Source organism: Reyranella sp. CPCC 100927, assembly GCF_007859315.1.
Classification (GTDB): domain Bacteria; phylum Pseudomonadota; class Alphaproteobacteria; order Reyranellales; family Reyranellaceae; genus Vineibacter.
On sequence record NZ_VOHA01000014.1, the window covers coordinates 167,818 to 191,907 of the forward strand.

Consider the following 24,090-nt stretch of genomic DNA (forward strand, 5'->3'; position numbering starts at 1 on the left):
GAACGGTGAGCGCCGTGGGATTGCGACGCCTGGATCCAGTGCTGGGCGAGCTTGTCAGGCATGAACGTTACGATGGCCTCTGGCGTTCATCGCCGCTGCCGGTCCCTTTGTTCGATGGCGCACCCATCGGCTTCGAATTCGAAGATCTGTCTGGTGATGGCCCTCTGCCGCTCGAACTCTCGGCCGTGGTTGCGGCCTTCCTGAGACTGACGACGGCGGATCGTGCGGCCATGACGCTGCCGATCTGGCAGAATTACCAGGAGATCCTCGAGGCCGCCGGTGATGACGCCAAGGTCGACGCCGCCCGTCCTGAAGATATCTGGCGCTTCATTTGGCCGACACACGGTGCCGTGCTGCGGTCCATCAGTGCCGCCGACAGAAACGTCTATGTTCGCATCACGTGCGGTTGCGGCTGGGAGCCAGAGCACGGATTGCAGCTTGTTTTCAGGGCAGGATGCGAACTGAGCCGGGTCAGCGAATACGATGGCCATGTCACGGAGGAGGATGCTTCCGGCATCACGACCACATGATGAGGCGAGCCTGGTTGGTGCGCGTGCATGGTTCTCGCCGAGGCGGTGCTTGCTGACCTGACGGCGTTCGTTGCTTTGCAAAGCCGCCGGGCAGCTTTGCGTGGCCGGCGACTGGCCGGGCCGGGAGGGGCCGGATATACCCAGCGGCACAACGCGTCAGGAGGAAGCCATGCCGTTCGACCTGGTGGAAGAGCACCGCATGCTGCGGGACGTGGTGGCGAAGTTCGTCGACAACGAGCTGATGCCGCTGGAGAAGGCGGTGCTGGACCGCGAGATGTCGGGCGGCAAGGTCGGCCTCACCGAGGCCGAGGAAGCGCCGATCCTGAAGAAGTGCAAGGACCTCGGCCTGTGGGGCCTCGACGCGCCGGAGGAATTCGGCGGCGCCAACCTGCCGGCGGTGGCGCTGATGGCGGTGAACGAGGAGATCGGCCGCACCGTGGTGCCTTTCACGTTCCCGCCCGACTCGCCCAACATGCACATGCTGATGGCGACGGCGAGCCCGGTGCAGCGCCGGAAATATCTCGAGCCCTACGCGCGCGGCGAGGCGAAGTCGGCGATCGCGATCTCCGAGCCCGGCGCCGGCGGTGATCCCGCCGGCATGATCACGCGCGCCGTCCAGGACGGCGATGATTGGGTGATCAACGGCCGCAAGATCTGGATCAGCCGCGTGCCGTCGGCCGACTTCACCATCGCGATGGCGCGCGTCGAGGGTTCGAGCGGCCGCCACTCGGGCATCACGGCGTTCATCATCGACAAGGGCACCAAGGGCTTCGAGATCGCGCGCGAGATCAAGATGTTGGGTGGCCAGCGCACCTACGAGGTGGTGTTCGACGATTGCCGCGTATCAGGCGAGCAGATGCTGGGCCGCATCGGCCAGGGTTTCGCGCCCATGCAATTGCGCCTCACCGTGCGCCGCCTGCAGATGGGCGCTTGGTGCATCGGCATGTCACGGCGCGCGCTCGACATGATGTGCGAGCACGCCAAGCAGCGCGTCACCTTCGGCGCCAAGTTGGCCGATCGTCAGGCGATCCAGTGGTGGGTGGCCGAGGCCGCCACCAAGATCCACGCCTGCCGTCTGATGGTGATGGACGCCGCCGCCAAGCAGGACGAGGGCCGCGATGTGCGTACCGAGGCGTCGATGATCAAGGTCTTCGCCACCGAGATGGCGACCGAGGTGATCGACCACGCCATGCAGACCTTCGGCGCCATGGGTGTCACCAAGGAACTGCCGCTGCAGCTGATGGCCGCCAAGGTGCGCACCATGCGCGTCTACGAGGGCCCCACCGAGGTGCACCGCATGGTGATCGCGCGGCGCGTGATGGGGCTGGGGCGGTAGGCTCTTTTCTTCCTGGGAGCGCGGGTGTCTCGCCCGCTTCATGATGCGGGCGGGACGCCCGCGCTCCCAGGGTCGCTGCGCGATGACGATTAGTGACTAAGCGGCCGTCTGCGCGCCGCGTACCAGGCGACCGGGCAGGGCGCCGTCGATCGCACTGCCGTCGCGCTGGGTGATCACACCGGAGACGACCGCGACATCGTAGCCCTCGGCGCGCTGCGTCAGGCGGCGTCCGCCGGTGGGCAGGTCGTAGGCCACCTCGGGCGCGCGCAGGGTGAGGCGGTCGAAGTCGATCACGTTGACGTCGGCCTTGTAGCCCGCCTTCAGCACGCCGCGGTCGCGCAGGCCGACCGCTTCCGCGGTTTCGCGCGCCTGGGCCGACACCACCCATTCGATCGGCAGGCGCGCGCCGCGCCGGCGATCGCGCGCCCAGTGGGTCAGCAGGTAGGTCGAGAAGCTGGCATCGCAGATGATGCCGCAATGGGCGCCGCCATCGCCGAGGCCGGGGATGGTGTCGCGGTGCGTCAGCATGGCGCGCGCGACCTCGAGGTCGCCATCGCTGTAGTTCAGGAACGGCACGTAGAGCATGCCGGTGCCGTCGCGCTCCAGCATCGCGTCGTAGGCGACCTCTTCCGGCCGCCGGCCGGTGCGCCGCGCGATACCGCCCAGGCTGTTCTCGGCCGGCTGTTCGTAGTCGGGCGGATCGCCCAGCAGGAAGATCTTGTCGTAGTTGGCGATGCGCATCAGCGCGTCGCGGTCATCGACCGGCTGCTCGGCCAGGATCGCGGCGCGTACCGCGGGCTTGCGCAGCTCCACCACGCGCGCCTTCAGTGGCAGGTGCGCCAGCTTCTGGTAGCTCGGGTGAGTGAAGAACGGATTGCGCGACAGTTCGAAGCCCAGCAGCAGGCCCACCGGGCGGCCGGCGACCTGCGCCTTGATCGGCAGGCCGTCGCTGGAGGCGCTCTCGATCAGGTCGAGCGTCTTGCGCCAGCGGTGCGGCGAGCGGTCGGTCTGCGCCAGCGAGATCGACAGCGGCCGGCCCGAGCGCTCGACCAGCCGGCGCAGCATGGCGAACTCGCCGTCGAGATCGCGCAGGTCGCTCACCACCTGCAGCACGCCGCGACCGGCATCCTTGAGGCCCAGCGCAATGTCGGTCAGCTCGGCCTCCTCGGCCGTCAGAGTCGGGATGTGGCGGCCGTCGCTGGCGCGGTGGTTGATGGTGCGCGAGGTGGCGAAGCCCAGCGCGCCGTCACGCACGGCCTGCGCCGCGATGCGGCGCATGGCGTTGCGGTCGGCCTCGGTCGCCGGCTCGCGATCGGCGCCGCGTTCGCCCATGACATAGACGCGCAGTGCCGCGTGCGGCAGCTGGGTGGCGATGTCGATGTCGTAGGACCGGGCCTCGAGCGCCGCGAGGTAGTCGCCGAAGCTCTCCCAGTTCCACGGCAGGCCGGCCGTGAGCACCGGTTCCGGGATGTCCTCGACGCCCTCCATGAGGCGGATCAGCAGGTCATGGTCGGTCGGCTTGCAGGGCGCGAAGCCGACGCCGCAATTGCCCATCACCACCGTGCTGACGCCGTGCAGCGAGGAGGGCGTGATGCGGTTCGACCACGTCACCTGGCCATCGTAGTGCGTGTGGATGTCGACGAAGCCGGGCGCCACGACCTTGCCGCGCGCGTCGATCTCCTCGGCGCCACGCGTTGCGATCTTGCGATCGACCGCCACGATGCGATCGCCTTCGATGGCGACATCGCCCTGGAAGGGCGCACCGCCGCTGCCGTCGACAATGGTGCCGCCGCGGATGATCAGGGTCGGATCGGTGGTCATGGGCGGGCGGCTCCGTTGTTGCTGCCCGCTATCCTACGCGCGTTGCGCCGCAATGCATGTCCGCGCGCGCATAGCTCCCCTGCCGGATGTCCCTCTCGCCCCGCGAGAGCGGGGCTGGGGAGGCATCTTCTTCCTCCCCACGCAGTGGGGAGGTGCCCCGATACGACGTTTCGATGCGAAGCATCGAAACGTCGGTGGGCGGAGGGGAGCTGACGCGGTTTATGTAACCGAGACCACGTGAACTCCCCCTCCGGCTTTCGGCCTCCTCCCCCAACTGTGTTGGGGGAGGGAACAATTACATCGCGCTTTGCAGGTAATTCTGCAGGCCGACCTGGTCGATCAGGCCGAGCTGGGTCTCGAGCCAGTCGATGTGCTCCTCGGTGTCGTCGAGGATCTCGCGCAGCAGGTGACGGGAGACATAGTCGGTCGCGGTTTCGCTGGCGCCGATGGCGGTCAGCAGGTCGGTGCGGCCCTGGCGCTCCATCGCGAGGTCCGCCTTCAGCCCCTCGGGGATGTCTTCGCCGATGCGCAGCCGGCCGAGATCCTGCAGGTTGGGCAGCCCCTCGAGGAACAGGATGCGCTCGATCAGCTTGTCGGCGTGCTTCATCTCGCCGATCGACTCTTCGTATTCCTTCTTGGCCAGGCTGTTGTAGCCCCAGTTCTTCCACATGCGCGCGTGGAGGAAGTACTGGTTGATCGCCGTGAGCTCGTTCTTCAGCACCGCATTCAGGTGCTGGATGATGATCGGATCGCCCTTCACGATCGGTACTCCCTGCTTCCGGTCGCACAGGCCGCGACCGCATGCGGGGACAATCGTCGCTTCAGCGACCGATTGCAATATCCTTATTTATCAATGGGTTATTGCGAATGCGAGTGATTATTCGGCAGCCAATGGCCAGGGACTGTCGGATGATGTCTCACGCCGTTGCTGCTGGATGCAGCGGGCGATGTCGATACCGCATTTGCCGCATTGGGGACGGGCGCCGCAGCTGCGGTAGACTTCGCCAACGGTGCGGCAGCCCCGGCCGATGGCGTCGCGGACGGCACGTTCGTTTACGGCATTGCAGATGCAGACGTACACGATCACCTCGATGCGGCAGCCGGCAGGACAACACCCAAATTACCGCCGTGAGCTCCCTAGCCCATCGGAGCAAACGCGAATCAATCGCACTCGCTGCCCACTTTTTGGCCTATCCGGGCGACGAATGCAAGTGAGTCGCAGTTGCGTGATGTGGATGGCCGATGGAGCCCCGGTTCGGGGGCCCGGCAAGCCCCCGGACCTCAGCGCTGCGGCTGCTCGCCCGTCGCCGACAGGGGAGGGTGCAATGCCGACCAGCTGCCGGTGCGCGCCAGCAGCGGTGAGTAGTCGCCGAAGGACCAGCGCAGCGGCAGGCCGCCGCTGACGCGCCGGCCCTCGACGAGGTGGAAGCGCACCAGGCGCTGGGCGCCCGCGAAGCCCCGGACCTCGTCGCCGTCCCATACGATGTCGGTCGTGCCCGTGAGGTACACCAGGTCGCCGCTCTCGAAGTCGATGAACAGCAGGCCGGCACGCGGATTGATCAACAGGTTGCCGCAGGTGTTGAAGTACGAGTTGCCGGCGAAGTCGGGGATCACAAGGCTGCGGCCGTCGTCGATGCGCACGAAACCCGGCTTGCCGCCACGATGCGAGACATCGACGCCGCCCGTGGCGTCGTCCGTGAAGGCCGTGGCGATGAACAGCGTGTCGGCGGCCGCGATCAGGTCGCGGGTGGCATGGTCGAGCGTGTCGAACTGCGACAGTGGTCGCGGTGTGCCGGATCGTCGATGTCATCGGTGACGTCTGATGCACGTGCCTGGATGTATTGCGGGCAGTTGCCGAAGCTCTGCGTGACGTGGATATCGATTGCTGCCGCGTCCAGCGCGATCACCTTGCCGTTGGCGCGGTTGCGGCGGCGCGTGTGCGGCTCGATGCCGAGCAGGCCGACATCGGCGCCGACCGCGAGCGTGGAGCCGAGCGGGTCGCCGAACAGCGGCGCGGCCGCGATCCGCATCGTCTTGTCGTCGGGCGTCGCGATGAAGCCCGGGCGACCGGCAAGCACCGACGCCCACGGTCGATTCTCGTCGTCGACCGAGCCGATCAGCAGCATCGGAAGCTGGGTGAAAAAGACGCGATGCTGCTCCGGCATGAAGTCGCGGATGGCACGCGCGCCCGCCTGCTCGGCACGGTCGCGCACGCCAGCCCGTCGCTGCGCTTCGCGCTCGCCGGCATGGAACGGTGACCCAAGGGGCGATTCCGAATCGACCATGACCGCCTCCTCGTCGCGGAACTCCGACTTGGACGTACAGCTCGTTTCGGTCAAGGCGCCGCGTCAGGCGCTTGCATGAAACCTCATCATGGGCGCCACGCGTTCGTTTATGTGACCTAGTTCTTCTTCACGTTCCAGAACACAGGCGCGGCGGCTTCGAGGAAGCCGGTGACGTTGCGGCGCTTGGCGACGGGAATGTTGAACTGGCCAAGATGCGCATGTGTTGGAAACTCGGCGATGCGCACCTGGATGGCCTCGGCCAACGCCTTCTGTTGCGTCGGATCCGTGGCGCGGGCGAAGGCGTCGCGCAGCTGCTCGATGCGCTGGTCGCACGGCCAACCGAAGGTCGCCTTGTCGCAGGCGGCGCCGACGAAGGCCGACATGATCGGATCGAGCAGGTCGGCCGACACCCAGGACGTCATGAAGCCGTGCCAGCCGCCGGCACTGGGCGGGTCCTTCTTGCCGCGACGCGAGACGACGGTCTGCCAGTCCATCGACTGCATGTCGACGGTGAAGCCGGCTTTCTCGAGCAGGGCTTTCACCACCGGCGTGAGCCGTCCGGTGTTGGTGTCGGTGGCGTAGAGCAGGACCACGGGCGTGCCGTCGTAGTTGGCTTCCTTGAGCAGCGCCCGGGCTTTGGCGACGTCGCCGTTCAGCTTGTCCTCGAAGCCCTTGTCGGTGGCGAGCGGCGTGCCGCAGACGAACAGCGCCTTGCACTCCTTGAAATACTGGGGATTGCCGATGCCGGCGACCAGGAAGTCCTGCTGATTGAGCGCGTAGAGCACGGCCTGGCGAATCCTGGGGTCGTCGAACGGCTTGTGCAGCGTGTTGAAGCGGAAGTTGTACTGACTGCCCAGCGGATTGTAGTCACGGACCTCGATCTCCTTGTCGCCTTCGACCAGCGGCAGCAACTCGATCACCGGCTGCTCGATCATGTCGATCTCGCCGTTGAGCAGGGCGTTCATCGCGGTCTGCGCATCGGGCATCGTCACCCATTCGACGCGATCCAGGTAGACGGTCTTGCCACCGGCCAGCCCGGCCGGTGGCTCGTTGCGCGGCCGGTACTCCTTGAACTTGTCGTAGACCGCCCGCTCGCCCGGCCGCCACAGGTCGCGGCGGAAGACGAACGGTCCCGAGCCGACGAACTCCGAGATCTGGGTCGTGCCCGGCGTGTCGGCGATGCGCTTGGGCATGATGAACGGCACCAGCGCACTGGGCTTGGCCAGCGACTGCAGCACCAGCCCATACGGCTCCTTCAGCACCAGCTGAAACGTCCTGGCGTCGATGACGTTCAGTGCCTGCGTGAAGGCCATCAGCTTCTGGCCCATGGCATCGCGCGTTCCCCAACGCTTGATCGACGCCACGCAATCCTCGGCCGTGACCGGCTTGCCGTCGTGGAACAGCAGGCCCTCGCGCAGAGTGAAAGTCCAGGTCAGCTTGTCGTCGCTGACCGTCCAGCCTTCCAGCATCTGCGGACGGATCTGCAGTTTGTCGTCCAGCGCCAGCAGCGTGTCGTAGACCATGTAGCCGTGGTTGCGCACGATGTAGGCGGTGGTCCAGATCGGATCGAGAATCTTCACATCCGAGTGCATCACCGCCTTCAGGGTCTGCGCTGCAGCCGGCGGCAGCGATCCCCAGGTCCATGCGCCGGCCAAAGCCATGGCGCCCGCCAGACGAGGCCAACGATTGTTGTGCATGGTCAGCCCCCAGCATGCTTTTGAACCGCAACCAGCAGGCTCCCGGTTGAGCAAGGATCATGCCGGCTATGCGCCGATTGTACGGCGCGGCGCGGCGCGTTGACCACCATCAGGCGCGGCCCTAGCGTAGGCTCAACAAGGGAGGGTGCGATGCCTGTGCGCGTCATTGGCATGATCGGTGTCACGCCGCCGGCCGGCGCCGCGTCGGTGCATGTGATCAAAGGCGGTATTTCGACCGACTATCTGCGCGCGTTTGCCCTGGCGCACGAGCAGTCCGGTTTCGACCTGGTCCTCGTCGGATACACGGCGTCCTCGGCCGAGGGCTTCCTGGTGGCGCAGTACGCCGCATCGCACACCACGACGCTGGGCTATCTCATCGCGCATCGTCCCGGCTTCGTGGCGCCGACCCTGGCGGCGCGCAAGATCGCGACCTTCGATCATCTCACCGGCGGTCGGCTGGCGCTGCACGTCATCGCCGGCGCCAGCGACGCCGAGCAGGAGGGCGACGGCGATTTCCAGCCCAAGGACGTGCGCTACCGCCGCGCCGCCGAATACATCGAGGTGATGAAGCGCGCCTGGTCCTCGCCGCGGCGGTTCGATTTCGAGGGCGAGTTCTATCGCATCAAAGGGGCACAGTCGGACGTGCGGCCGCTGCAGACGCCGCATCCGCCGCTCTTCTTCGGTGGCTCCTCGGACGGCGCGCTGGCGATGGGCGCGCAGCATTGCGACGTCTTCGCCATGTTCGGCGAACCGTTGGCGGCGACGCGCACGCGCATCGCTGAATTCCGCGCCCGCGCGGCCGCGTACGGCCGCACGCCGACGTTCAACATGTCGTTCCGGCCGATCCTGGCCGCCACCGAGGGCGAGGCGTGGGACAAGGCCAAACGGATTCTCGACTCGATCCAGACACAGCAGAATCCGACCGGGTTCGGCGCCATCAAGAAACCGCTCGACCACTCGGCGCGCCGGCTGCTCGACTTCGCCGCCGAGGGCGACGTGCATGACGCGCGGCTATGGATGCCGATCGCCGAAGCCACCGGCGCCGTCGGCAACACGTCGTGCCTGGTCGGCACGCCCGAGCAGGTGGCGCAGGCACTGCTCGAATACTACAAGCTCGGCGTTCATTCGTTCCTGATCCGAGGATTCGATCCGTTCAACGATGCTGCCGCATTCGGCCGCGAGCTGATCCCGCGGCTGCGCGCCGGGGCCGCCGCGCTCGACCGCGCCGCGGCGGCTTGATGTCGGCGCCGCCGCCGTATGATGTCGCCATCGTCGGCGGCGGGCCGGTCGGCCTGAGCGCGGCGATCATGCTGGGCGCCCTGGGCGTGCGCACGCTGCTGCTGGAGCGCAACGCCTCCACGTCGTTCCATCCCCGCGGCCACGTCGTCAATGCGCGCAGCATGGAGATCTTCCGCACATTGGGTGTCGAGGATGCGATTGCCGCCGCGTCGGTGCCGCTGGAACGGCATCAGGGCGTCGCCTTCGTGACACGGCTGGCGGGCGCCGAGATCGGCACCTTGCGCTATCGCGGCGACAGCGATCTCGATGCACTGGAGGCCAGCTACAGCCCCAGCGTGAAGCGCTCGTGCCCGCAGGATGTGCTGGAGCCGATCCTGCGGCAGCATGCCGAGGGCTGCGCGTCGGTGCGGACGCGCTTTGGTGTCGAGGTTGTGGCGATCGACCAGGATGGCGATGGCGTGACCTTGCGTTGCCAGGGCGATGGCAATGCAGCGCCGGCCGTCCGGGCACGCTACGTCATCGCCGCCGATGGCGCGCGCAGTCCGCTGCGCCACATGCTGGATGTGCCGATGACCGGGCTGGGCCGCATGGGGCACCAGATGGGCATCCATTTCGAAGCCGATCTGTGGCCGTGGATCGCGCAGCGGCCCTATCTGCTGTGGTGGATCTACAATGCCGATGCCGCCGGGCTGTTCATCGCTCTGGACGGGCGGCATCGCTGGACCTTCAATTTCGCCTACGACCCGGAGCGCGCCGCGCCGTCCGATTTCACCGAGTCGCGTTGTATCGCGATGATCCGCGCCGCCGTCGGCGTGGCCGATCTGGACGTCCGGATCCGCAGCGTCCTGCCGTGGCGCATGCAGGCGCGCCTGGCCGAGCGGTTCCAGGTCGGCCGCGTCTTCCTGGCCGGCGATGCAGCCCACCCGCTGCCGCCGACCGGCGGCCAGGGCATGAACACCGGCATCGCCGACGTACACAGTCTCGCCTGGAAGCTGGCGCTGGTCCTGCGTGGCGCCGCGCCGCCGGCGTTGCTGGACAGCTACGAGGCCGAACGCCGGCCGGCGGCCCAGACCAATGTCGATCAGAGCGTGAAGAACGCCACCAGCATGGCGTCGTCAGGCCTGGGCGGCATGCTGGCCAACGATCGTGCGCTGCTGGCGCGGATCGACGGACCGGACGGGGCCGAGGCGCGGGCGCAGCTCGCCGCGGCCATCCCGGCGCAGCGCGAGCATTTCGACTACCCGGGCCAGACCTTCGGCTACGCCTATGGATCGGCCTGCGTCATGGACGACGGCACGCCGCCGCCAGCGTTCTCGGTGCATCGTTACACGCCCAGTGCCCGTCCCGGCCATCGCGCGCCGCATGCCTGGCTTGACCGCGGCGACCGGCGGATCTCGACCATCGACCTGTCGGTTCGTGACCGCTTCTGCCTGCTGGCCGGCCCCGATGGCGCTGCCTGGTGCGCGGCGCTGACGACCGTCGCGGCCCGATCCGGCATTGATGCCACGGCCGACACCGTGGGGCCACGCGGCACGCTGGTCGACCGCGAGGACCGCTGGTGCGATCTCTATGGCGTCGGCCGCACCGGCGCCGTCCTGCTGCGGCCCGACGGACACGTGGCCTGGCGTGCCGCTGCGTCGGGCGGGGATCCCGTGCCGGAGTTGGCGGCCGTGGTGAACCAGGTGTCGTGCCGCGCCGCATTGCCGTGATCGCGCCAGGAGAATCGCATGACCAAGCCCGTCAAGCTCGCGCACGTGGTGTTCCGGACCAACCAGCTGCAGGTGATGGTCGAATGGTATTGCACCGTGCTGGAGGCACGGATTGTCCATCGCGACGAGGGGATCGTATTCCTGACCTATGACGACGAGCACCATCGCATCGCGCTGATCGGTGGTCGACCCCATCCCGGGAAAGCGACCGGCCAGCCCGTCGGCTTTGCGCATGTCGCGTTCACCTATGCCGGGCTGCCGGATCTGTTCGGCACCTACCGGAGGCTGAAGCAGGCCGGCATCACGCCGCATCGCGCGATCAATCACGGACCGACCACGTCGTTCTATTACAGCGACCCTGACGGTAATGATGTCGAACTGCAGGTCGACCGCTTCGCCGACGCCGGCGAGGCCATGGCCTGGATGCAGGGTGAGGCCTTTGCGCGCAACCCCATCGGCATCGAATTCGATGCCGAGCAAATGATCGCTCGTCTGCAATCGGGCGAGTCGCATGCCGCCCTGATGCGCCGGCCTGACGAATGACGCCGGTTGGTCTGCGAAACGTGATCTCGCCGCCCGCGCATGCGCCTTTCCTTGGCGTGTGCGCCGGGAGTATGAATCCCGTCCTTGGCACGCCGGCCGCCGCCGGCCTGTAGACGGAGGGAGTCCTGTCATGAAGCTCTACTATTCACCCGGTGCCTGCTCGATCGGCATCCACGTCCTGCTCAACGAGATCGGCAAGCCGTTCGAGATCGAAAGAGTCGACCTCGCGGCGGGCAAGCAGTACCAGCCGCCGTTCACCGGTGTTAACCCCAAGTCGAAGGTGCCGACCCTGGCGCGCGACGACGGCTCGGTGCTGACCGAGTTCCCGGCCATCGCTACGTGGCTGGCGCGTACCAACCCGGACAAGAAGCTGCTGGCCGACGATGCCGAGGGCATGGCGCGTACGCTCGAGATGCTGGACTACGTCGTGGCCTCCGTGCACATGCAGGGCTTCTCGCGCATGTTCCGGCCGGTGAACTACGCGCCCAGCGAGTCCGATCACGATGCGGTCAAGGCGCGCGGTCGCGAAATGGCGGAAAAGGCGTTCGCTCTCATCGACGAGAAACTGAAGGGCAAGGACTACGTCAACGGCACGTTCTCGATCGCCGATTGCGCGCTGTTCTATGTCGAGCTGTGGGCGACGCGCTTCAAGATCGCCCTGCCGGCCAATGTGGCGGCGCACTTCGCCCGCATGCAGGCCCGTCCGGCCGTACAGAAGACGCTGCAGGCCGAAGGGCTGGCGGGCTGACCCAAGGGCGGGACGGGCTCGCATGGCGCGGGCCCGTCCCGGCCGTCATATCAACCGACTGGCATGTCAGACCGCTTCGATCGCGCCCGCCGCCGTTGTAGTGTCGCCCCACGACGGCGCGGAGGATGCGATGGCAGGGACGGGGAAGCTGCTGCTGGTGGGATGCGGCAAGATGGGCGGCGCCATGCTGGAGGGCTGGCTGGAGCAGGGGCTCAAGCCGGCTGATTTGGCCGTCATCGAGCCTGGCGAAGCGAGCCGGCCCAAGGTGGCGGGTGCCACCATTGTCGCGGCGGTCGAGCAGATTGTCGACGGCTTCGTCCCCGACATCGTGGTGCTGGCCGTCAAGCCGCAGACCATGGGCAACGTGCTGCCCGGTCTGCGCCGTTTTGCGGGCGCGTCCACTACATTTCTGTCGATCGCCGCCGGCAAGACCATCGCCACGTTCCGCGCCGGACTGGGCGAGGAAGCGCGCATCGTTCGCGCCATGCCCAACACGCCAGCCGCCGTTCGCCGTGGCGTCACTGTGTGCGTTGCCGGCGCCGGCGTCAGTGCAACCGCCAAGGCGCGCTGCGGCGAATTGCTGTCGGCCGTCGGTGATGTGCTGTGGACCGAGGATGAAGGTTTGATGGACGCGGTGACGGCAGTGTCGGGCAGCGGGCCGGCCTATGTGTTCCTGCTGGTCGAGGCGATGGCGGCCGCTGGCGTGAACGCCGGCCTGCCGGCCGACATGGCCATGACCCTGGCGCGCGCTACGGTCGCCGGTTCAGGCGAACTGCTTCGACGCTCCAGCGAAGCGGCCTCGCAGCTGCGGATCAACGTCACCTCGCCCGGTGGCACCACGGCCGAGGCGCTGAAAGTTCTGATGTCTGATATCGGCATGCAGCCGCTGTTCGACTCTGCGATCGCTGCTGCGACGCGCCGGTCGAAGGAACTCGCGGGCTGAAATCCCTGGAGACAGCCATGGCCGACCGTGCGGCGATCCTGAGTGCGTTCCTGACGCTGCTGGCCGAGAAGGGCTGGCGCGGCTTCGCGTTGCGCGACGTGGCCGCGGCGGCCGACGCCAGCTTGGCAGACGTTTACGTGGCCTTTCCATCGCGCATGGCGTTGATCGAGGCCTTCCTGGCCGACATCGACCGTCAGGTCCTGGCGGGCGTCGCGCCGTCGCTGGATCCCGACGAGACGGTACGCGATCGCCTGTTCGATGCCATGATGCGCCGCTACGACGCCCTGCAGCCGCACAAGGCTGCCGTCGCGTCGCTGTCGGAGGGACTGCTGCGCGATCCGCTGGCGGCATTGTCGCTGTCGCGTGCGCTGGGGCGTTCCATGGCGGCGGTGCTCGAGGCTGCCGGCGTGTCGGCCGACGGTGCGCACGGCGCGCTGCGCCAGCGGGCGCTGGCCGCCATCCACCTGGCCGTGATGCGGGTGTGGTTGAAGGACGACAGCGCCGATCAGTCCAAGACCATGGCGGCGTTGGATCATCGCCTCAAGCGCGCCGAGCACTGGGCCCGGTCGCTCGACCGGTTCAGCCTGTCAGCCCGCCGGCGGCGGACGACGGCCGCTGACAGTGGCGATGCACCGGAGGCCGGTGCCTCCGAGGCGGCGACACCTTGAAGGGTTCGGGCGCTCGCCATTTACCGTGCCGCATGAGGCCGGCGGCATCGATACCCCGCTTCACGTCGCTGCAATCAGAGCATGCTTAAGTCCGTTGTCCGCCTTGTGGGGTTCGCTGTGCGAAATCACACTGGCGGAGCGATTATAAATGCCACCAGGGCATAAGATTAGGTCTTCAAAGTCATGAGATGGAATCATTGTGCGCTGCACAACGCCCCTTGACTTCCCGCATCGCAACATACATCTTGTTGCAGTGCACCATAGTTGGTGCGGAGACATCCGGATAGAAGCGGCGCTCGCGCAGCCCCGGCAGTCGAGCGTCAAACCCGTTTTATGATTCAGTAGGAGACTCCCATGACCGCTCCCTCATTCAAATTCCCGTTCGCCGACGTCGACTTCACCAAGGCGTTCGGTGAGTTCAAGGTGCCGAACTTCGACGTCGAGGCGCTGGTCGAGGCGCAGCGCAAGAACGTTGCGGCGCTGACGGCAGCCAACCAGACCGCCTTCGAAGCGGTGAAGTCGGTGGCCCAGCGCCAGGCCGACATGATCAAGATCGCTACCGAGGAGTTCTCGAAGGCAGCCAGCGAAGTGATGTCGGCCGCGACCTTCGAGGAGAAGGCCGTGAAGCAGGCCGACGTCGCCAAGAAGGCCTACGAGACCTCGGTCGCCAACCTGCGTGAGCTCGCCGACATCGTCGCCAAGGGCAACGCCGAGGCACTCGACGTCGTCAACAAGCGCATCACCGAGGCGCTGGACGAGATCAAGGTTGCCGTCGCCAAGAAGCACTAAGCGCGACGCACGAGACAACGCCGGCGGCCATTTCTCCCTCGGCTTCCCCGGCGCATCCAAGGGCCGCTCTTCGGAGCGGCCCTTTTTGCTGGTATCAGGGGCCGGTGTCGGAAGGCTCTTGTGGAGGCAGTGGTGAGCGAGTCGGCAGCCAGCACCGTGCGTGCGACGATTTCCTACGACGATTTCGACAACGTCGACATTCGCGTCGGCACCGTGGTGGAGGCCAAGCCGTTCGAGGGCGCCCGCAAGCCGGCGATCCAGCTCTGGATCGATTTCGGTCCTGACATTGGCGTGCGCAAAAGCTCGGCGCAGATCACCAAGTACTACACCCCCGAGACTGTGATCGGTCGCCAGGTCGCCGCCGTCGTGAACTTCCCGCCGCGACAGATCGCCAAGTTCATGTCGGAAGTCCTGGTGCTGGGTTTTCCCGACGGCGATGGCAGCGTCGTGATGATCGGCCCCGACCGCAACGTGCCCAACGGCGGCAAGCTCTTTTAGCGATTGCAACCCCTTGGCTTCATGGTGAGCTTGTCGAACCATGAAGCCTCAGGCACCTGACGGTGGTGCGAATCGCTTCGTGGTTCGACAGGCTCACCATGAAGCTGCTCCCATCGTCTGTTGCTTGGATTGCAACCCGCGCGGCTGTGGCGCGTTAACACAGGGGGCGCCACGGCCCCGCCGGAGCGCTCGATGGTTGGCAGGCTGAGAAGTGTCGCGGCGGCGGCGACGACATTGATCGGGCTCGTTGCGGCAAGCCAGGCGCCGTTGGCGCAGACGAGTCCGGACACACCGCCGGCGTCGCCGCCAGCGCCCAATGGGCCGTCGCCACCGCCGGCGCCGCCGGTCGGCGAAACGCCGAACACGCCATCGATTACGGTTCTCGATACCCAGGACGTGCAGGGCATCCTCGGCCGCGACGTGCGCAGCGCGGCCGACGAGAACATGGGACGTATCGTCGACGTGATCGTCGACGGCGAAGGACGGCCGCGCGCGGCGATCATCGACTTCGGCGGTTTTCTCGGTGTCGGCAGCCGCAAGATCGCTGTCGACTGGAAGGCGCTCCACTTCGTGCCGACGGCCACCAAGCGGTATCGCGTCATCCTCGAACTCACGCGCGATCAGGTGAAGCCGGCGCCTGAATACAAGGAAGGCAAGCCGGTCATCATCCTGGGACCATCGGGCAGCCTGGAACCGTTCCCATAGAAGCCATGGCTGACGGAGAACAGCACTGTCGGTAGAGCCTTCTCTGCGCCCCACCGACGGGCCCGACGGCGCCATCGGGTCCACGACCACCCGCGACCACGCACCGCCGGAGGAGCCGCGTCGGCCCGATCCGCTGCCCCCGTCGCGGCGCAGCCAGCGTGGGCTCGACTGGTTCGTCTTCTGCGTCGCCGACGTGCAGACCGGATTCGGTCCCTTCATCGCGGTCTATCTCACGACCGAGAAATGGACGCAGGTCGATATCGGCCTGGTCCTGTCGGTCGCCGGGCTCGTCTCGCTGATCGGTCAGATGCCGGGCGGCGCCCTGGTGGACTGGGCCCGTGCCGAGCGGTTCGTCGCCGGTATCGCCGTGACCATGATCGGCCTCAGTGCGCTTGCATACGCGACATGGCCGATCCTGCCGGTGGTGTTCTCGGCCGCGACCCTGCACGCTGTTGCCAGTTGCGTGCTGGGACCGGCGATCGCGGCCATCAGCCTGGGCCTGGTCGGGCATGCCGCGATCGGCGAGCGGTTCGGCCGCAACGCGCGCTTCGCATCGATCGGTACCGGATTGTCCGCCGCCGTGATGGGCGCCTGCGGCTATTTTTTCTCGGCCCAGGCGGTCTTCTTTGTCACCGCGGCGCTGGTCGTGCCCACGCTGCTGGCGCTGCGCATGATTGCGTCGGCCGAGATCGATGCCGAGCGCGCCCATGGGAACATGCCGCAACGGCAGCGCAACAAGGCCCCGGTCGACCTGCGCAGCCTCCTGCGCAAACGGTCGTTGTTGATCTTCGGCGGCTGCATTCTGCTGTTCCATCTGGCCAACGCGTCCATGCTGCCGCTGATGGGCAGTGTGCTGACGACGCGCCTCAGCGAATGGGCGACGGTGCTGATCGCCGCCTGCATCGTTGGCCCCCAGCTGGTCGTCGCGGCGTTCTCGCCCTGGGTCGGCCGCCAGGCGCAACGATGGGGGCGTCGGCCGCTCTTGCTGGTCGGTTTCGCCGCCCTGCCGATCCGCGGGCTGCTGTTCGCCACCGTAAGCGATCCCTATCTGCTGGTCGTGGTCCAGCTGCTGGACGGGGTGACGGCAGCGGTGTTCAGCGTGTTGGTGCCGTTGACGGTGGCCGACCTGACGCGGGGCACGGGGCGGTTCAATCTCACACAGGGATTCGTCGGGACCATGATGGGTGTGGGTGCTTCGCTCAGCCCGACGCTCGGCGGCTATGTGAGTGACGCCTTCGGCAGCGGCGTTGCGTTCATGAGCCTGGCGGCGATCGCCGCGCTGGGGTTGACGGTCGTATGGACGCTGATGCCCGAAACACGGCCGCGCGCCGACTGAACCGGCCGGGATGGTCACGCAAACGGATACGGTCCGTCGAAATGCCCGATGTAGCTGGTGTGGGTGATCATCGCCGAGCCGGGCTGCCAGCGGTGCAGCAGGCAGGCAGGCGGCTCGCGATAGGATGCCGGCGCTGCATCCGGCCGCAGCCGCAACGCGATCTGCGTTGCGGTGCTGGGGCAGGTGCAAACGATCGTACCGGCCCAGCGCACTTGGATTGGCCGGTGCACATGCCCGCAGAGCACGCGCTCGATGTTGTCGAAGCGGGCGACGATTTCCTCCAGCCGCACCGCGTCCCGAAGCATGTAGTCGTCAAGGTAGGGTATGCCGCTGGCAAACGGCGGGTGGTGCATGATGATCACGGTCGGCTGCGTGCGCTCCCGTGCCAGCGTGTCGGCGAGCCAGGCCAGTCCGGTGTCGTCGATGGCGCCGTGGTGAGATCCCGGTACGGTCGTATCGAGGGCCACGATGCGCACGGGATGCGCGTCGTTGACATAGTGCAAGGGCCTGCCCCGAGCGGGCAGGTAGCTGTGTTCGGCGAAGGCGTCCCGCAGGGCGTCGCGGCTGTCGTGGTTGCCGGGAATGAGCAGATAAGGCGTCTCGCACGGCGCCAGCAGCGTCCGCAGCATGGCGTATTCGGCGGGATCGCCTTCATCGACCAGATCGCCCGTCACCAGCACCAGGTCGGGGCGGGGATCGAGACCGTGCAAATGACTGATGGCGTCCTGCAGGAGGCGGTTCGAATCAACCACGCCTTTGTAAAGCTGCCCTCGCGGGCGGACGTGCAGATCGGAGATCTGAGCCAGCAACATCTGTCTTGCCTCGTTCGCAGCCTGCGCCGCTGCGTGCACAAAGCATGCCCACCGTCTTGGACATGGGAGTTCTTTTGAGTCGCGCCTGCCAGGCGGAGCGTCCAGGATTGCCCCGGTTTCCGTGCCGCGGGACGTTCCGCTCGATGCGATCGACTGATGACTGAATTGGAACTCTTCAAGCGCCTTGCCGTGGCACTGGCGATTGGCTTGCTGGTCGGACTCGAACGGGGCTGGCAGGCGCGCGAGGATGCCGACGGCGAGCGTACGGCGGGAGTGCGTACCTATGCGCTGGTCGGCCTGCTGGGCGGCGTCGCCAGTGCCTTGTCGCCCGACAACCCTATCGCGCTGGGCGTGTTCTTCACGGCCTTCACCGCCACCTTCGCGGCGTTTTATTGGCGCGAGGTCATTGCCGAGGGCAGGTTCGGCGTCACCAGTGTCGTGGCCGCCATGCTGACTTTTGCCAGTGGCGCCTATGCCGTGCGCGGCGAGCCGCAGGTGGCGGTGGCTGTTGCCGTCGTGATGACCCTGCTGCTGGCGCTGAAACAGCCTTTGCATCGCTGGTTGCAGCGGCTGACGTGGCCGGAGATTCGGGCAGCGCTGATTCTGCTCGCCATGAGTTTTCTGCTGCTGCCGGTGCTGCCCGACCGCACGGTCGATCCCTGGGAGGCGCTGAATCCGGCGGAGGTCTGGCTGCTGGCCATCATCATCGCCGCGGTGTCCTTTGCCGGCTACGTCGCCATTCGCATCATGGGCGATCAGGCCGGCATCGCGATGGCGGCGCTGGCCGGCGGATTGGCATCATCCACGGCCGCCACACTGGCCTTCGCGCGTATGGCTCGCGAGAAGCCGGCCGCGGCGCCGCTGCTGGCCGGCGGCATCCTGCTCGCCAATGTGGTGATGGTCGTGCGCGTGATGGTGATTGCCGGCAGTCTCAATACGGCGCTGATCCTGCCCTTGCTGTGGCCGCTGGGCGCCACTGCCGTCGTGCTGGCATTGCCCGGCCTGATGCTGCTGCGACACCGCGCCGAGAACGCGGACGATGGACAGCACGAGCTTGCGATGCGCAATCCGTTCGAGCTCGGCACGGCGCTCAAGCTCGCCGGCTTCATTGCCGTCGTGATGCTGGTGGCCAAGATCGTGGTCGCCAAGGTGGGGGAACAGGCTGTGCTGATCGTCGCCGCCGTTTCCGGTCTGGCCGATGTCGATGCGTTGACGTTGTCGCTGTCGCGCATGGCCGACCACGGGATTTCGACATCGACCGCGGTGGTTGGCATTGCCATCGCCGTCGCCGTCAACACGATGGTCAAGGCGGGGTTCGCGACCGTGGTCGGCACACCCCGTACGGGTGTCATCGTCGGCGCGTCGAGCGTGGTGGCGATCGCCGTCGGCGCACTGGCCTGGGTCGTGATGGACTGAGAAAGAGGTGACTACACCGGCAGGCGCATGCGCGCGCGCAGACCGCCGATCGGCGATTCCTCCAGGTGCAGTTCGCCGCCGTGGCTGCGGACCACGTCGCGCGCGATGGTCAGGCCCAGGCCCACGCCGCCGGTCATGGGATTGCGAGACGCGTCGAGACGGAAGAACGGGCGGAACACCTCTTCGCGCCGGTCGGCCGGAATGCCCGGTCCGTCGTCGTCGACGATGATCTCGATCGCCGTCTTGCGCCGCTGCGCCCGCAGTTCGACCCGGCGGCCGTGGCGCAGGGCATTGCTGACCAGGTTGCTCAGGCAGCGTTTCATCGCTGTCGGGCGAAGCTTGATCCCAAGATCACCGGAGAACGCCACGACCACGGTGCCGCCGTCGCGGCGGGCGCCGCTGGCGACGTCTTCCAACAGTTCGCCGACGTCGACCGGCACCGGCTCCTCGTCACCCTCGCCGCGGGCAAAAGCGAGATAGCCTTCGATCATGCGCTCCATCTCGACGACGTCGGCCTCCAACTCGCGCTTTTCCGGCCCGTCGTCCAGCATCGCCAGCCCCAGCTTCATGCGCGTCAGCGGCGTGCGCAGATCGTGGCTGACGCCGGCCAGCATCTCGGTGCGCTGCTGGATCTGGCGGCGCAGGCGTTCGCGCATGGTCAGGAAGGCGCGGCCTGCCTGGCGCGCCTCCAGCGACCCTTCGGGCTCGAAGTCGGCGATATCGCGGCCTTTGCCCAGGTTGTCGGCGATGCGGGCAAGCTTGCGGATCGGCTGCAGTTCGTGGCGCACGAACGCGGTGGCCAGGCCGAACAGCACCATCGCCGCCCCGATCATGGCGGCGATGAAGGCCCAGCTCGACGTCGTGTACAGCCGGCTGAGCGGCGCCAGCACTTCGATCACGCCATCCGGCACCTGCACGGCGATCAGAACGCGTTTGTCGGTCGGCGCGGTGTCGAGGTAGTAGGGCAGCTTCAGGTCGTTCTCGAGCGCGTTGGTCAGCTCGCGCTCGAGGATGCTGTAGAAGGATGGGGAACGGCGCTCGGGCAGGGTGGCGCCGGGCTTGAACGACACCACCATGCGCATGTCCTGCCGCGCCCGCTGCACGATCCACTCGAAATTGGTATCGCCCGGGAAATCGCTGTGCAGCGCCGTGATCATCTTGATGTCGCCGACCACGGCGCGCGCCAGGCGGCCGGTGACGTTGTCCCACAGCTGCTCATAGAAAACATAGGTCGCGATGAGCTGCAGCAGGATCGTGGGGATCACGATGGCCAGCGTCGCGCGCACGAACAGTGTGCGCGGCGCTACCTTGGAAACCTTGCGGCCCACGCGCAGCCGGCGCCACCACATCAGCGCGCGGCTGGCCCAGGCCGTCAGCCCGGCGGCACGGCGTGCCTGGGCCAGCGAGGGCTCGTTGGTGCGATCGGCGCTCATGCGTCACCCGCCAGGCGGTAGCCCGTGCCGCGCACCGTCTGCAGATAGCGCGGGAACTTGGGGTCATCCTCGATCTTGCGCCGCAAGCGCGTGACCTGCACATCGATTGTACGCACGTTGACCTCACCGCCGACCAGACGCGCCAGCGTCTCGCGGCTCATGTCCTGGCCGAGGTTGAGCGCGAAGACGCTCAGCAATGCGCGCTCGGCATCGGTCAGTTTCACCCGCTTCTCGCCACGGGTCAGCTCACCGCGTTTGGTGTCGAAGCGCAGCTCGCCCAGGCGCACAACGGCGACGACAGGCGCCATCGGCACCGGCGTGGCCTGCGCCGTGGCCCGCCGCAGGATGCTGTTGATGCGCAGCAGCAGTTCGCGCGGCTCGAACGGCTTGGGCAGGTAATCGTCGGCGCCGCGCTCCAGGCCGGCGATGCGATCCTTGGCGTCGCCCATCGCCGTCAGCATCAGGATCGGTATCGCCTTCTTCTGCTGGCGCAGCGCCGCCGTCAGGTCGAGGCCGTTCTCTCCCGGCATCATGACGTCCAGGACCATCATGTCGAAATCCATACTGGTCAGCCGATCGCGTGCCTCGGGGGCATCGCCCGCCACCGTGACCCTGAACCCGTTGCGTGACAGGAATGTGCGCAACAGTTCGCGCAGCCGCTGGTCGTCGTCGACCACCAGCACATGCGCCTTGTCCGCGGTCGCGTCCGACAAGATCAGGACTCAGCGCGCGCGTGTCAGTTGGCGCTCGATCTCGGGCCGTTCGTCCGGGTCGAGCATGCCCAGCAGCACCTGGTGGAACCCGGCCATTGCCGGCGCACCGGTTTCGCCGAAAGCGCGCGCGAAGCGGGCCTGCTGTCGCCCGGTCAACTCGCGCTCGAGCGCCTCACCCTTGGTCGTCAGCGCCAGCAGCCGCTGCCGCCGGTCGCGCGCGCCGGTGTCCTGGTGCACGTAGCCGCCGTCGATCAGTTCGCGCAGTACGCGCGACAGCGACTGCTTGGTGATCTTCAGGATGCGCAGAAGCCCGCCGACGGTGATGCCGGGATGCCGGCCGATGAAATAGATGGCGCGGTGGTGGGCGCGGCCGAATCCTGCGTCGGCCAGCATGGTGTCGGCCTCGCCGGTGAAGTCGCGGTAGGCGAAGAACATCAGCTCGATACTGCGGCGAAGATCCTCCTCGCGCACGAAAGCGGGCAACATGGTCAGCGGACGGGCATCGGCCATGAAGGCGTTCCTAAGGTCTTGATCACGAACAGGGTTTCTAACGATCTGTCCGGATCGGGAAAAGTCCCAAATCGGGATTTTTACCATAAGCTGTCCCGCCGTTGACTCAAGGCCTGCGCCGATGTTACCCCCGGCTCGTCCCATGAGACATTTTGTTGCGAACGAAATTCGCCGATGAAGAGGCCCTGATGTCCGTTCTTCCGTTCGATGATCGCGACGGCGTCATCTGGTCAGATGGCAAGCTGATCCCCTGGCGCGACGCGAAGGTCCATGTGCTGACGCATGGCTTGCACTACGCAAGCTGCGTCTTTGAAGGCGAGCGTGTTTATGGCGGCGAGGTCTTCAAGCTCAGCGCGCACTCCGAGCGCCTGGTGAAGTCGGCCGAGCTGCTGGGCTTCAAGCTGCCCTGGTCGGTGGCCGAGATCGACGAGGCGACGCGCCAGACGATCAAGGCCAACAATATCGTGGACGGCTATGTCCGGCCGGTGGCGTGGCGCGGCAGCGAGATGATGGGTGTCTCGGCGCAGCAGAACACGATCCACCTCGCCATCGCGACCTGGGTATGGCCCTCGTATTATACGATGGAAGCCCGCATGAAGGGCATCCGCCTGGCCATGGCCGACTGGCGCCGGCCGGCGCCCGATACGGCGCCGACGGCGTCGAAGGCGGCGGGGCTCTACATGATCTGCACGCTCAGCAAGCACAAGGCCGAGCAGAACGGCTACGACGACGCGCTGATGCTCGACTATCGCGGCCAGATCGCCGAAGCCACCGGCGCCAACGTCTTCTTCGTCATCAACGGCGAACTGCACACGCCCAAGCCGGACTGCTTCCTGGACGGCATCACGCGGCAGTTCGTGATCAGCCTGGCCAAGGCGCGCCAGATGAAGGTCGTCGAACGCGCCATCTTTCCGGAGGAGATGGCCAACGCGACGGAAGCCTTCCTGACCGGCACCGCCGCCGAGGTGACGCCGATCGGCGAGATCGGCCCTTACAAGTTCACGCCGGGCGAAGTCTGCCGCACCCTGATCGCTGACTTCGAGGCCGCTGTGCAGCCCAAGAAACAGGCTGCCGAATAAACCTTATCCGTCCTTCGGGTCTTCCCAGCGGGGCCAGTGGCCCCGCTTTTTTTGCGTCGGCGGTGCCTCCGATGACTAATAGATAAGTGATATTGACATAGTCAGTATTACTGACTTATTGTCAGTAAATTGCATATCAGCGTCTCGTAAGACAATGAAATGCCAATTCAGGAGGGACATATGGCAACTCCAGAATCGATGGATGATCGCGACGGTTGGATCTGGCTGGACGGCAAGTTGGTGCCGTGGCGCGACGCGCGCCCGCACGTGCTCACCCACGCGCTGCACTACGGGTCAGGGGTCTTCGAGGGCGAGCGCATCTATGGCGGCCGTGTCTTCCGGCTGGCGGCACACAGCGCGCGGCTGATTCGCTCGGCGCGGCTGGTCGACATGGACCTGCCGTGGACGCGCGCGCAGATCGACGCGGCGACCCGCGAGGTGGTTCGCGCCAACGGCCTGCAGAGCGGCTACGTGCGGCCGCTGGCCTGGCGCGGGTCGGAGGTGCTGGGCGTGTCAGGGCTGGGCACGGACATCCATCTCGCCATCGCGCCGTGGGCGTGGGGGGCTTACTTCTCGCCCGAGGCCAGGCTGCGCGGTATCCGTCTCACCATGGCAACGTACCGGCGTCCCTCACCCGAAAGCGCGCCCGGCGAAAGCAAGGCGACCGGCCTCTACATCATCTGCACGCTCGAGAAAGACCGGGCCATCAAAGCCGGCTTCGACGATGCCCTGATGCTCGACTGGAAGGGCCGCGTGTCGGAGGCGACCGGTGCCAACATCTTCCTGGTGATCGACGGCAAGCTGGTGACACCGCGGCCCGACAATTTCCTCGACGGCATCACACGCCGCGCGGTGATGGGCCTGGCGCAGGCGCGCGGCCTCACCGTCGAGGAGCGCGAGGTATGGCCTGACGATCTGGCGCGCGCCAGCGAGGTGTTTCTCACCGGCTCGGCGTCCGAGATCACGCCGGTGCGCGAACTGGCCGGCCAGCACTACCAGGTCGGGCCGGTCACGCCGCGGCTGATCGACGACTTCGCCAAGCTGGTGCTGCGCGACGACTGCGAAGGCTTCGGCGAGTCAACGCATCTGGCCGACGTCGAATTGGGCAAGGCGGCTTGAATAGACCCTCCCCACGCAGTGGGGAGGTGCCCCGAAGGGGCGGAGGGGACCCCTCGTGGTCTTGGTAACAAAAGACCGCGTCGGCTCCCCCTCCGGCCTTAGTGCGACCGCAGCACATGGGTAACAGATTGTACTCAGCACATGGGTGACAGTTTTCTCGC

The 24,090-nt window shown here is 66.8% G+C and carries 25 protein-coding genes; 15 read left to right on the forward strand and 10 right to left on the reverse strand.

The annotated features are described in order from the left end of the window. Window positions 1–14: 14 nt before the first annotated feature. Window positions 15–530, forward strand: coding sequence for a hypothetical protein (locus tag FQU96_RS29115; protein WP_146544888.1), 516 nt, complete (start codon window positions 15–17; stop codon window positions 528–530). A gap of 169 nt (window positions 531–699) precedes the next feature. After that, the gene (locus FQU96_RS29120) at window positions 700–1,866 is read left to right on the forward strand and encodes an acyl-CoA dehydrogenase family protein (RefSeq protein WP_146544889.1); all 1,167 of its coding nucleotides are present in this window, start codon (window positions 700–702) and stop codon (window positions 1,864–1,866) included. Between the two features lie 96 nt (window positions 1,867–1,962). Here the strand turns inward: FQU96_RS29120 and FQU96_RS29125 are convergent, their stop codons facing one another. From FQU96_RS29125 to FQU96_RS29145, 6 genes are all read right to left on the reverse strand, one after another. Then, window positions 1,963–3,687, reverse strand: coding sequence for an amidohydrolase family protein (locus FQU96_RS29125; protein ID WP_146544890.1), 1,725 nt, complete (start codon window positions 3,685–3,687; stop codon window positions 1,963–1,965). 295 nt (window positions 3,688–3,982) lie between these two features. Continuing rightward, entirely contained in the window at window positions 3,983–4,447 is a 465-nt protein-coding gene (bfr, locus tag FQU96_RS29130; protein ID WP_146544891.1) for a bacterioferritin, read from the reverse strand. Window positions 4,448–4,564: 117 nt separating this feature from the next. Continuing rightward, a complete protein-coding gene (locus FQU96_RS43185; RefSeq protein WP_370461397.1) occupies window positions 4,565–4,774 on the reverse strand; it encodes a bacterioferritin-associated ferredoxin in 210 nt (69 codons plus the stop codon). Window positions 4,775–4,968: 194 nt separating this feature from the next. Further along, window positions 4,969–5,466, reverse strand: a complete 498-nt coding sequence (locus tag FQU96_RS42830) for a pyridoxamine 5'-phosphate oxidase family protein (protein WP_370461398.1) — start codon at window positions 5,464–5,466, stop codon at window positions 4,969–4,971. Beyond that, entirely contained in the window at window positions 5,424–5,972 is a 549-nt protein-coding gene (locus tag FQU96_RS42835) for a pyridoxamine 5'-phosphate oxidase family protein (protein WP_255468609.1), read from the reverse strand. The genes FQU96_RS42830 and FQU96_RS42835 overlap by 43 nt, the downstream gene beginning before the upstream one ends. A 116-nt stretch (window positions 5,973–6,088) precedes the next feature. Continuing rightward, entirely contained in the window at window positions 6,089–7,633 is a 1,545-nt protein-coding gene (locus tag FQU96_RS29145; protein WP_218574917.1) for an ABC transporter substrate-binding protein, read from the reverse strand. Window positions 7,634–7,819: 186 nt separating this feature from the next. Between FQU96_RS29145 and FQU96_RS29150 the strand changes: the two genes are divergently transcribed. From FQU96_RS29150 to FQU96_RS29195, 10 genes are all read left to right on the forward strand, one after another. Continuing rightward, window positions 7,820–8,908 (forward strand): LLM class flavin-dependent oxidoreductase, encoded by a 1,089-nt coding sequence (locus FQU96_RS29150; RefSeq protein WP_146544894.1) that lies wholly within the window; start codon window positions 7,820–7,822, stop codon window positions 8,906–8,908. Then, window positions 8,908–10,617, forward strand: a complete 1,710-nt coding sequence (locus FQU96_RS29155; protein ID WP_146544895.1) for an FAD-dependent monooxygenase — start codon at window positions 8,908–8,910, stop codon at window positions 10,615–10,617. Before FQU96_RS29150 ends, FQU96_RS29155 begins: the two co-directional genes overlap by 1 nt. 18 nt (window positions 10,618–10,635) lie before the next feature. After that, window positions 10,636–11,160, forward strand: a complete 525-nt coding sequence (locus FQU96_RS29160; protein WP_146544896.1) for a VOC family protein — start codon at window positions 10,636–10,638, stop codon at window positions 11,158–11,160. Window positions 11,161–11,290: 130 nt separating this feature from the next. Further along, window positions 11,291–11,908: a glutathione binding-like protein gene (locus tag FQU96_RS29165; protein WP_146544897.1), complete on the forward strand. Its 618-nt coding sequence runs from the start codon at window positions 11,291–11,293 to the stop codon at window positions 11,906–11,908. Window positions 11,909–12,038: 130 nt separating this feature from the next. Further along, complete coding sequence (proC, locus tag FQU96_RS29170) at window positions 12,039–12,851, forward strand: pyrroline-5-carboxylate reductase (protein ID WP_146544898.1); 813 nt, start codon at window positions 12,039–12,041, stop codon at window positions 12,849–12,851. Between the two features lie 17 nt (window positions 12,852–12,868). Next, complete coding sequence (locus FQU96_RS29175; protein WP_146544899.1) at window positions 12,869–13,519, forward strand: TetR family transcriptional regulator; 651 nt, start codon at window positions 12,869–12,871, stop codon at window positions 13,517–13,519. A gap of 354 nt (window positions 13,520–13,873) precedes the next feature. Further along, a complete protein-coding gene (locus FQU96_RS29180; RefSeq protein WP_146544900.1) occupies window positions 13,874–14,308 on the forward strand; it encodes a phasin family protein in 435 nt (144 codons plus the stop codon). Window positions 14,309–14,440: 132 nt separating this feature from the next. Beyond that, entirely contained in the window at window positions 14,441–14,806 is a 366-nt protein-coding gene (locus FQU96_RS29185; RefSeq protein ID WP_255468610.1) for a tRNA-binding protein, read from the forward strand. 192 nt (window positions 14,807–14,998) lie between these two features. Continuing rightward, a complete protein-coding gene (locus FQU96_RS29190; protein WP_146544901.1) occupies window positions 14,999–15,511 on the forward strand; it encodes a PRC-barrel domain-containing protein in 513 nt (170 codons plus the stop codon). Between the two features lie 133 nt (window positions 15,512–15,644). Beyond that, complete coding sequence (locus tag FQU96_RS29195) at window positions 15,645–16,847, forward strand: MFS transporter (RefSeq protein ID WP_255468615.1); 1,203 nt, start codon at window positions 15,645–15,647, stop codon at window positions 16,845–16,847. Between the two features lie 14 nt (window positions 16,848–16,861). On the opposite strand, the gene FQU96_RS29200 is transcribed toward FQU96_RS29195, so the two are convergent. After that, the gene (locus FQU96_RS29200) at window positions 16,862–17,659 is read right to left on the reverse strand and encodes a phosphodiesterase (protein WP_146544903.1); all 798 of its coding nucleotides are present in this window, start codon (window positions 17,657–17,659) and stop codon (window positions 16,862–16,864) included. Between the two features lie 156 nt (window positions 17,660–17,815). Between FQU96_RS29200 and FQU96_RS29205 the strand changes: the two genes are divergently transcribed. Next, the gene (locus FQU96_RS29205) at window positions 17,816–19,075 is read left to right on the forward strand and encodes an MgtC/SapB family protein (protein WP_146544904.1); all 1,260 of its coding nucleotides are present in this window, start codon (window positions 17,816–17,818) and stop codon (window positions 19,073–19,075) included. Between the two features lie 11 nt (window positions 19,076–19,086). On the opposite strand, the gene FQU96_RS29210 is transcribed toward FQU96_RS29205, so the two are convergent. The 3 genes from FQU96_RS29210 to FQU96_RS29220 are packed head-to-tail and all read right to left on the reverse strand — an operon-like array spanning window position 19,087 to window position 21,731. Beyond that, entirely contained in the window at window positions 19,087–20,508 is a 1,422-nt protein-coding gene (locus FQU96_RS29210) for an ATP-binding protein (RefSeq protein ID WP_218574918.1), read from the reverse strand. Beyond that, complete coding sequence (locus FQU96_RS29215) at window positions 20,505–21,221, reverse strand: response regulator (protein ID WP_146544905.1); 717 nt, start codon at window positions 21,219–21,221, stop codon at window positions 20,505–20,507. Before FQU96_RS29215 ends, FQU96_RS29210 begins: the two co-directional genes overlap by 4 nt. Before the next feature lie 9 nt (window positions 21,222–21,230). Further along, the gene (locus FQU96_RS29220; protein WP_146544906.1) at window positions 21,231–21,731 is read right to left on the reverse strand and encodes a MarR family winged helix-turn-helix transcriptional regulator; all 501 of its coding nucleotides are present in this window, start codon (window positions 21,729–21,731) and stop codon (window positions 21,231–21,233) included. Window positions 21,732–21,919: 188 nt separating this feature from the next. On the opposite strand from FQU96_RS29220, the gene FQU96_RS29225 reads away from it, so the two are divergent. Both FQU96_RS29225 and FQU96_RS29230 read left to right on the forward strand, forming a co-directional pair. Next, on the forward strand, window positions 21,920–22,810 hold the full coding sequence (locus tag FQU96_RS29225) for a branched-chain amino acid aminotransferase (protein ID WP_146544907.1): 891 nt from the start codon (window positions 21,920–21,922) through the stop codon (window positions 22,808–22,810). 180 nt (window positions 22,811–22,990) lie between these two features. Beyond that, entirely contained in the window at window positions 22,991–23,929 is a 939-nt protein-coding gene (locus tag FQU96_RS29230; protein ID WP_146544908.1) for a branched-chain amino acid aminotransferase, read from the forward strand. Window positions 23,930–24,090: the final 161 nt, after the last annotated feature.

Coding starts and splice junctions, on each gene's coding strand:
- FQU96_RS29120 (WP_146544889.1), top strand. CDS start 700: ATGCCGTTCGACCTGGTGGAAGAGCACCGCATGCTGCGGGACGTGGTG.
- FQU96_RS29125 (WP_146544890.1), bottom strand. CDS start 3,687: ATGACCACCGATCCGACCCTGATCATCCGCGGCGGCACCATTGTCGAC.
- FQU96_RS42835 (WP_255468609.1), bottom strand. CDS start 5,972: ATGGTCGATTCGGAATCGCCCCTTGGGTCACCGTTCCATGCCGGCGAG.
- FQU96_RS29145 (WP_218574917.1), bottom strand. CDS start 7,633: ATGGCTTTGGCCGGCGCATGGACCTGGGGATCGCTGCCGCCGGCTGCA.
- FQU96_RS29150 (WP_146544894.1), top strand. CDS start 7,820: ATGCCTGTGCGCGTCATTGGCATGATCGGTGTCACGCCGCCGGCCGGC.
- FQU96_RS29155 (WP_146544895.1), top strand. CDS start 8,908: ATGTCGGCGCCGCCGCCGTATGATGTCGCCATCGTCGGCGGCGGGCCG.
- FQU96_RS29160 (WP_146544896.1), top strand. CDS start 10,636: ATGACCAAGCCCGTCAAGCTCGCGCACGTGGTGTTCCGGACCAACCAG.
- FQU96_RS29165 (WP_146544897.1), top strand. CDS start 11,291: ATGAAGCTCTACTATTCACCCGGTGCCTGCTCGATCGGCATCCACGTC.
- proC (WP_146544898.1), top strand. CDS start 12,039: ATGGCAGGGACGGGGAAGCTGCTGCTGGTGGGATGCGGCAAGATGGGC.
- FQU96_RS29175 (WP_146544899.1), top strand. CDS start 12,869: ATGGCCGACCGTGCGGCGATCCTGAGTGCGTTCCTGACGCTGCTGGCC.
- FQU96_RS29180 (WP_146544900.1), top strand. CDS start 13,874: ATGACCGCTCCCTCATTCAAATTCCCGTTCGCCGACGTCGACTTCACC.
- FQU96_RS29190 (WP_146544901.1), top strand. CDS start 14,999: ATGGTTGGCAGGCTGAGAAGTGTCGCGGCGGCGGCGACGACATTGATC.
- FQU96_RS29200 (WP_146544903.1), bottom strand. CDS start 17,659: ATGTTGCTGGCTCAGATCTCCGATCTGCACGTCCGCCCGCGAGGGCAG.
- FQU96_RS29205 (WP_146544904.1), top strand. CDS start 17,816: ATGACTGAATTGGAACTCTTCAAGCGCCTTGCCGTGGCACTGGCGATT.
- FQU96_RS29210 (WP_218574918.1), bottom strand. CDS start 20,508: ATGAGCGCCGATCGCACCAACGAGCCCTCGCTGGCCCAGGCACGCCGT.
- FQU96_RS29220 (WP_146544906.1), bottom strand. CDS start 21,731: ATGGCCGATGCCCGTCCGCTGACCATGTTGCCCGCTTTCGTGCGCGAG.
- FQU96_RS29225 (WP_146544907.1), top strand. CDS start 21,920: ATGTCCGTTCTTCCGTTCGATGATCGCGACGGCGTCATCTGGTCAGAT.
- FQU96_RS29230 (WP_146544908.1), top strand. CDS start 22,991: ATGGCAACTCCAGAATCGATGGATGATCGCGACGGTTGGATCTGGCTG.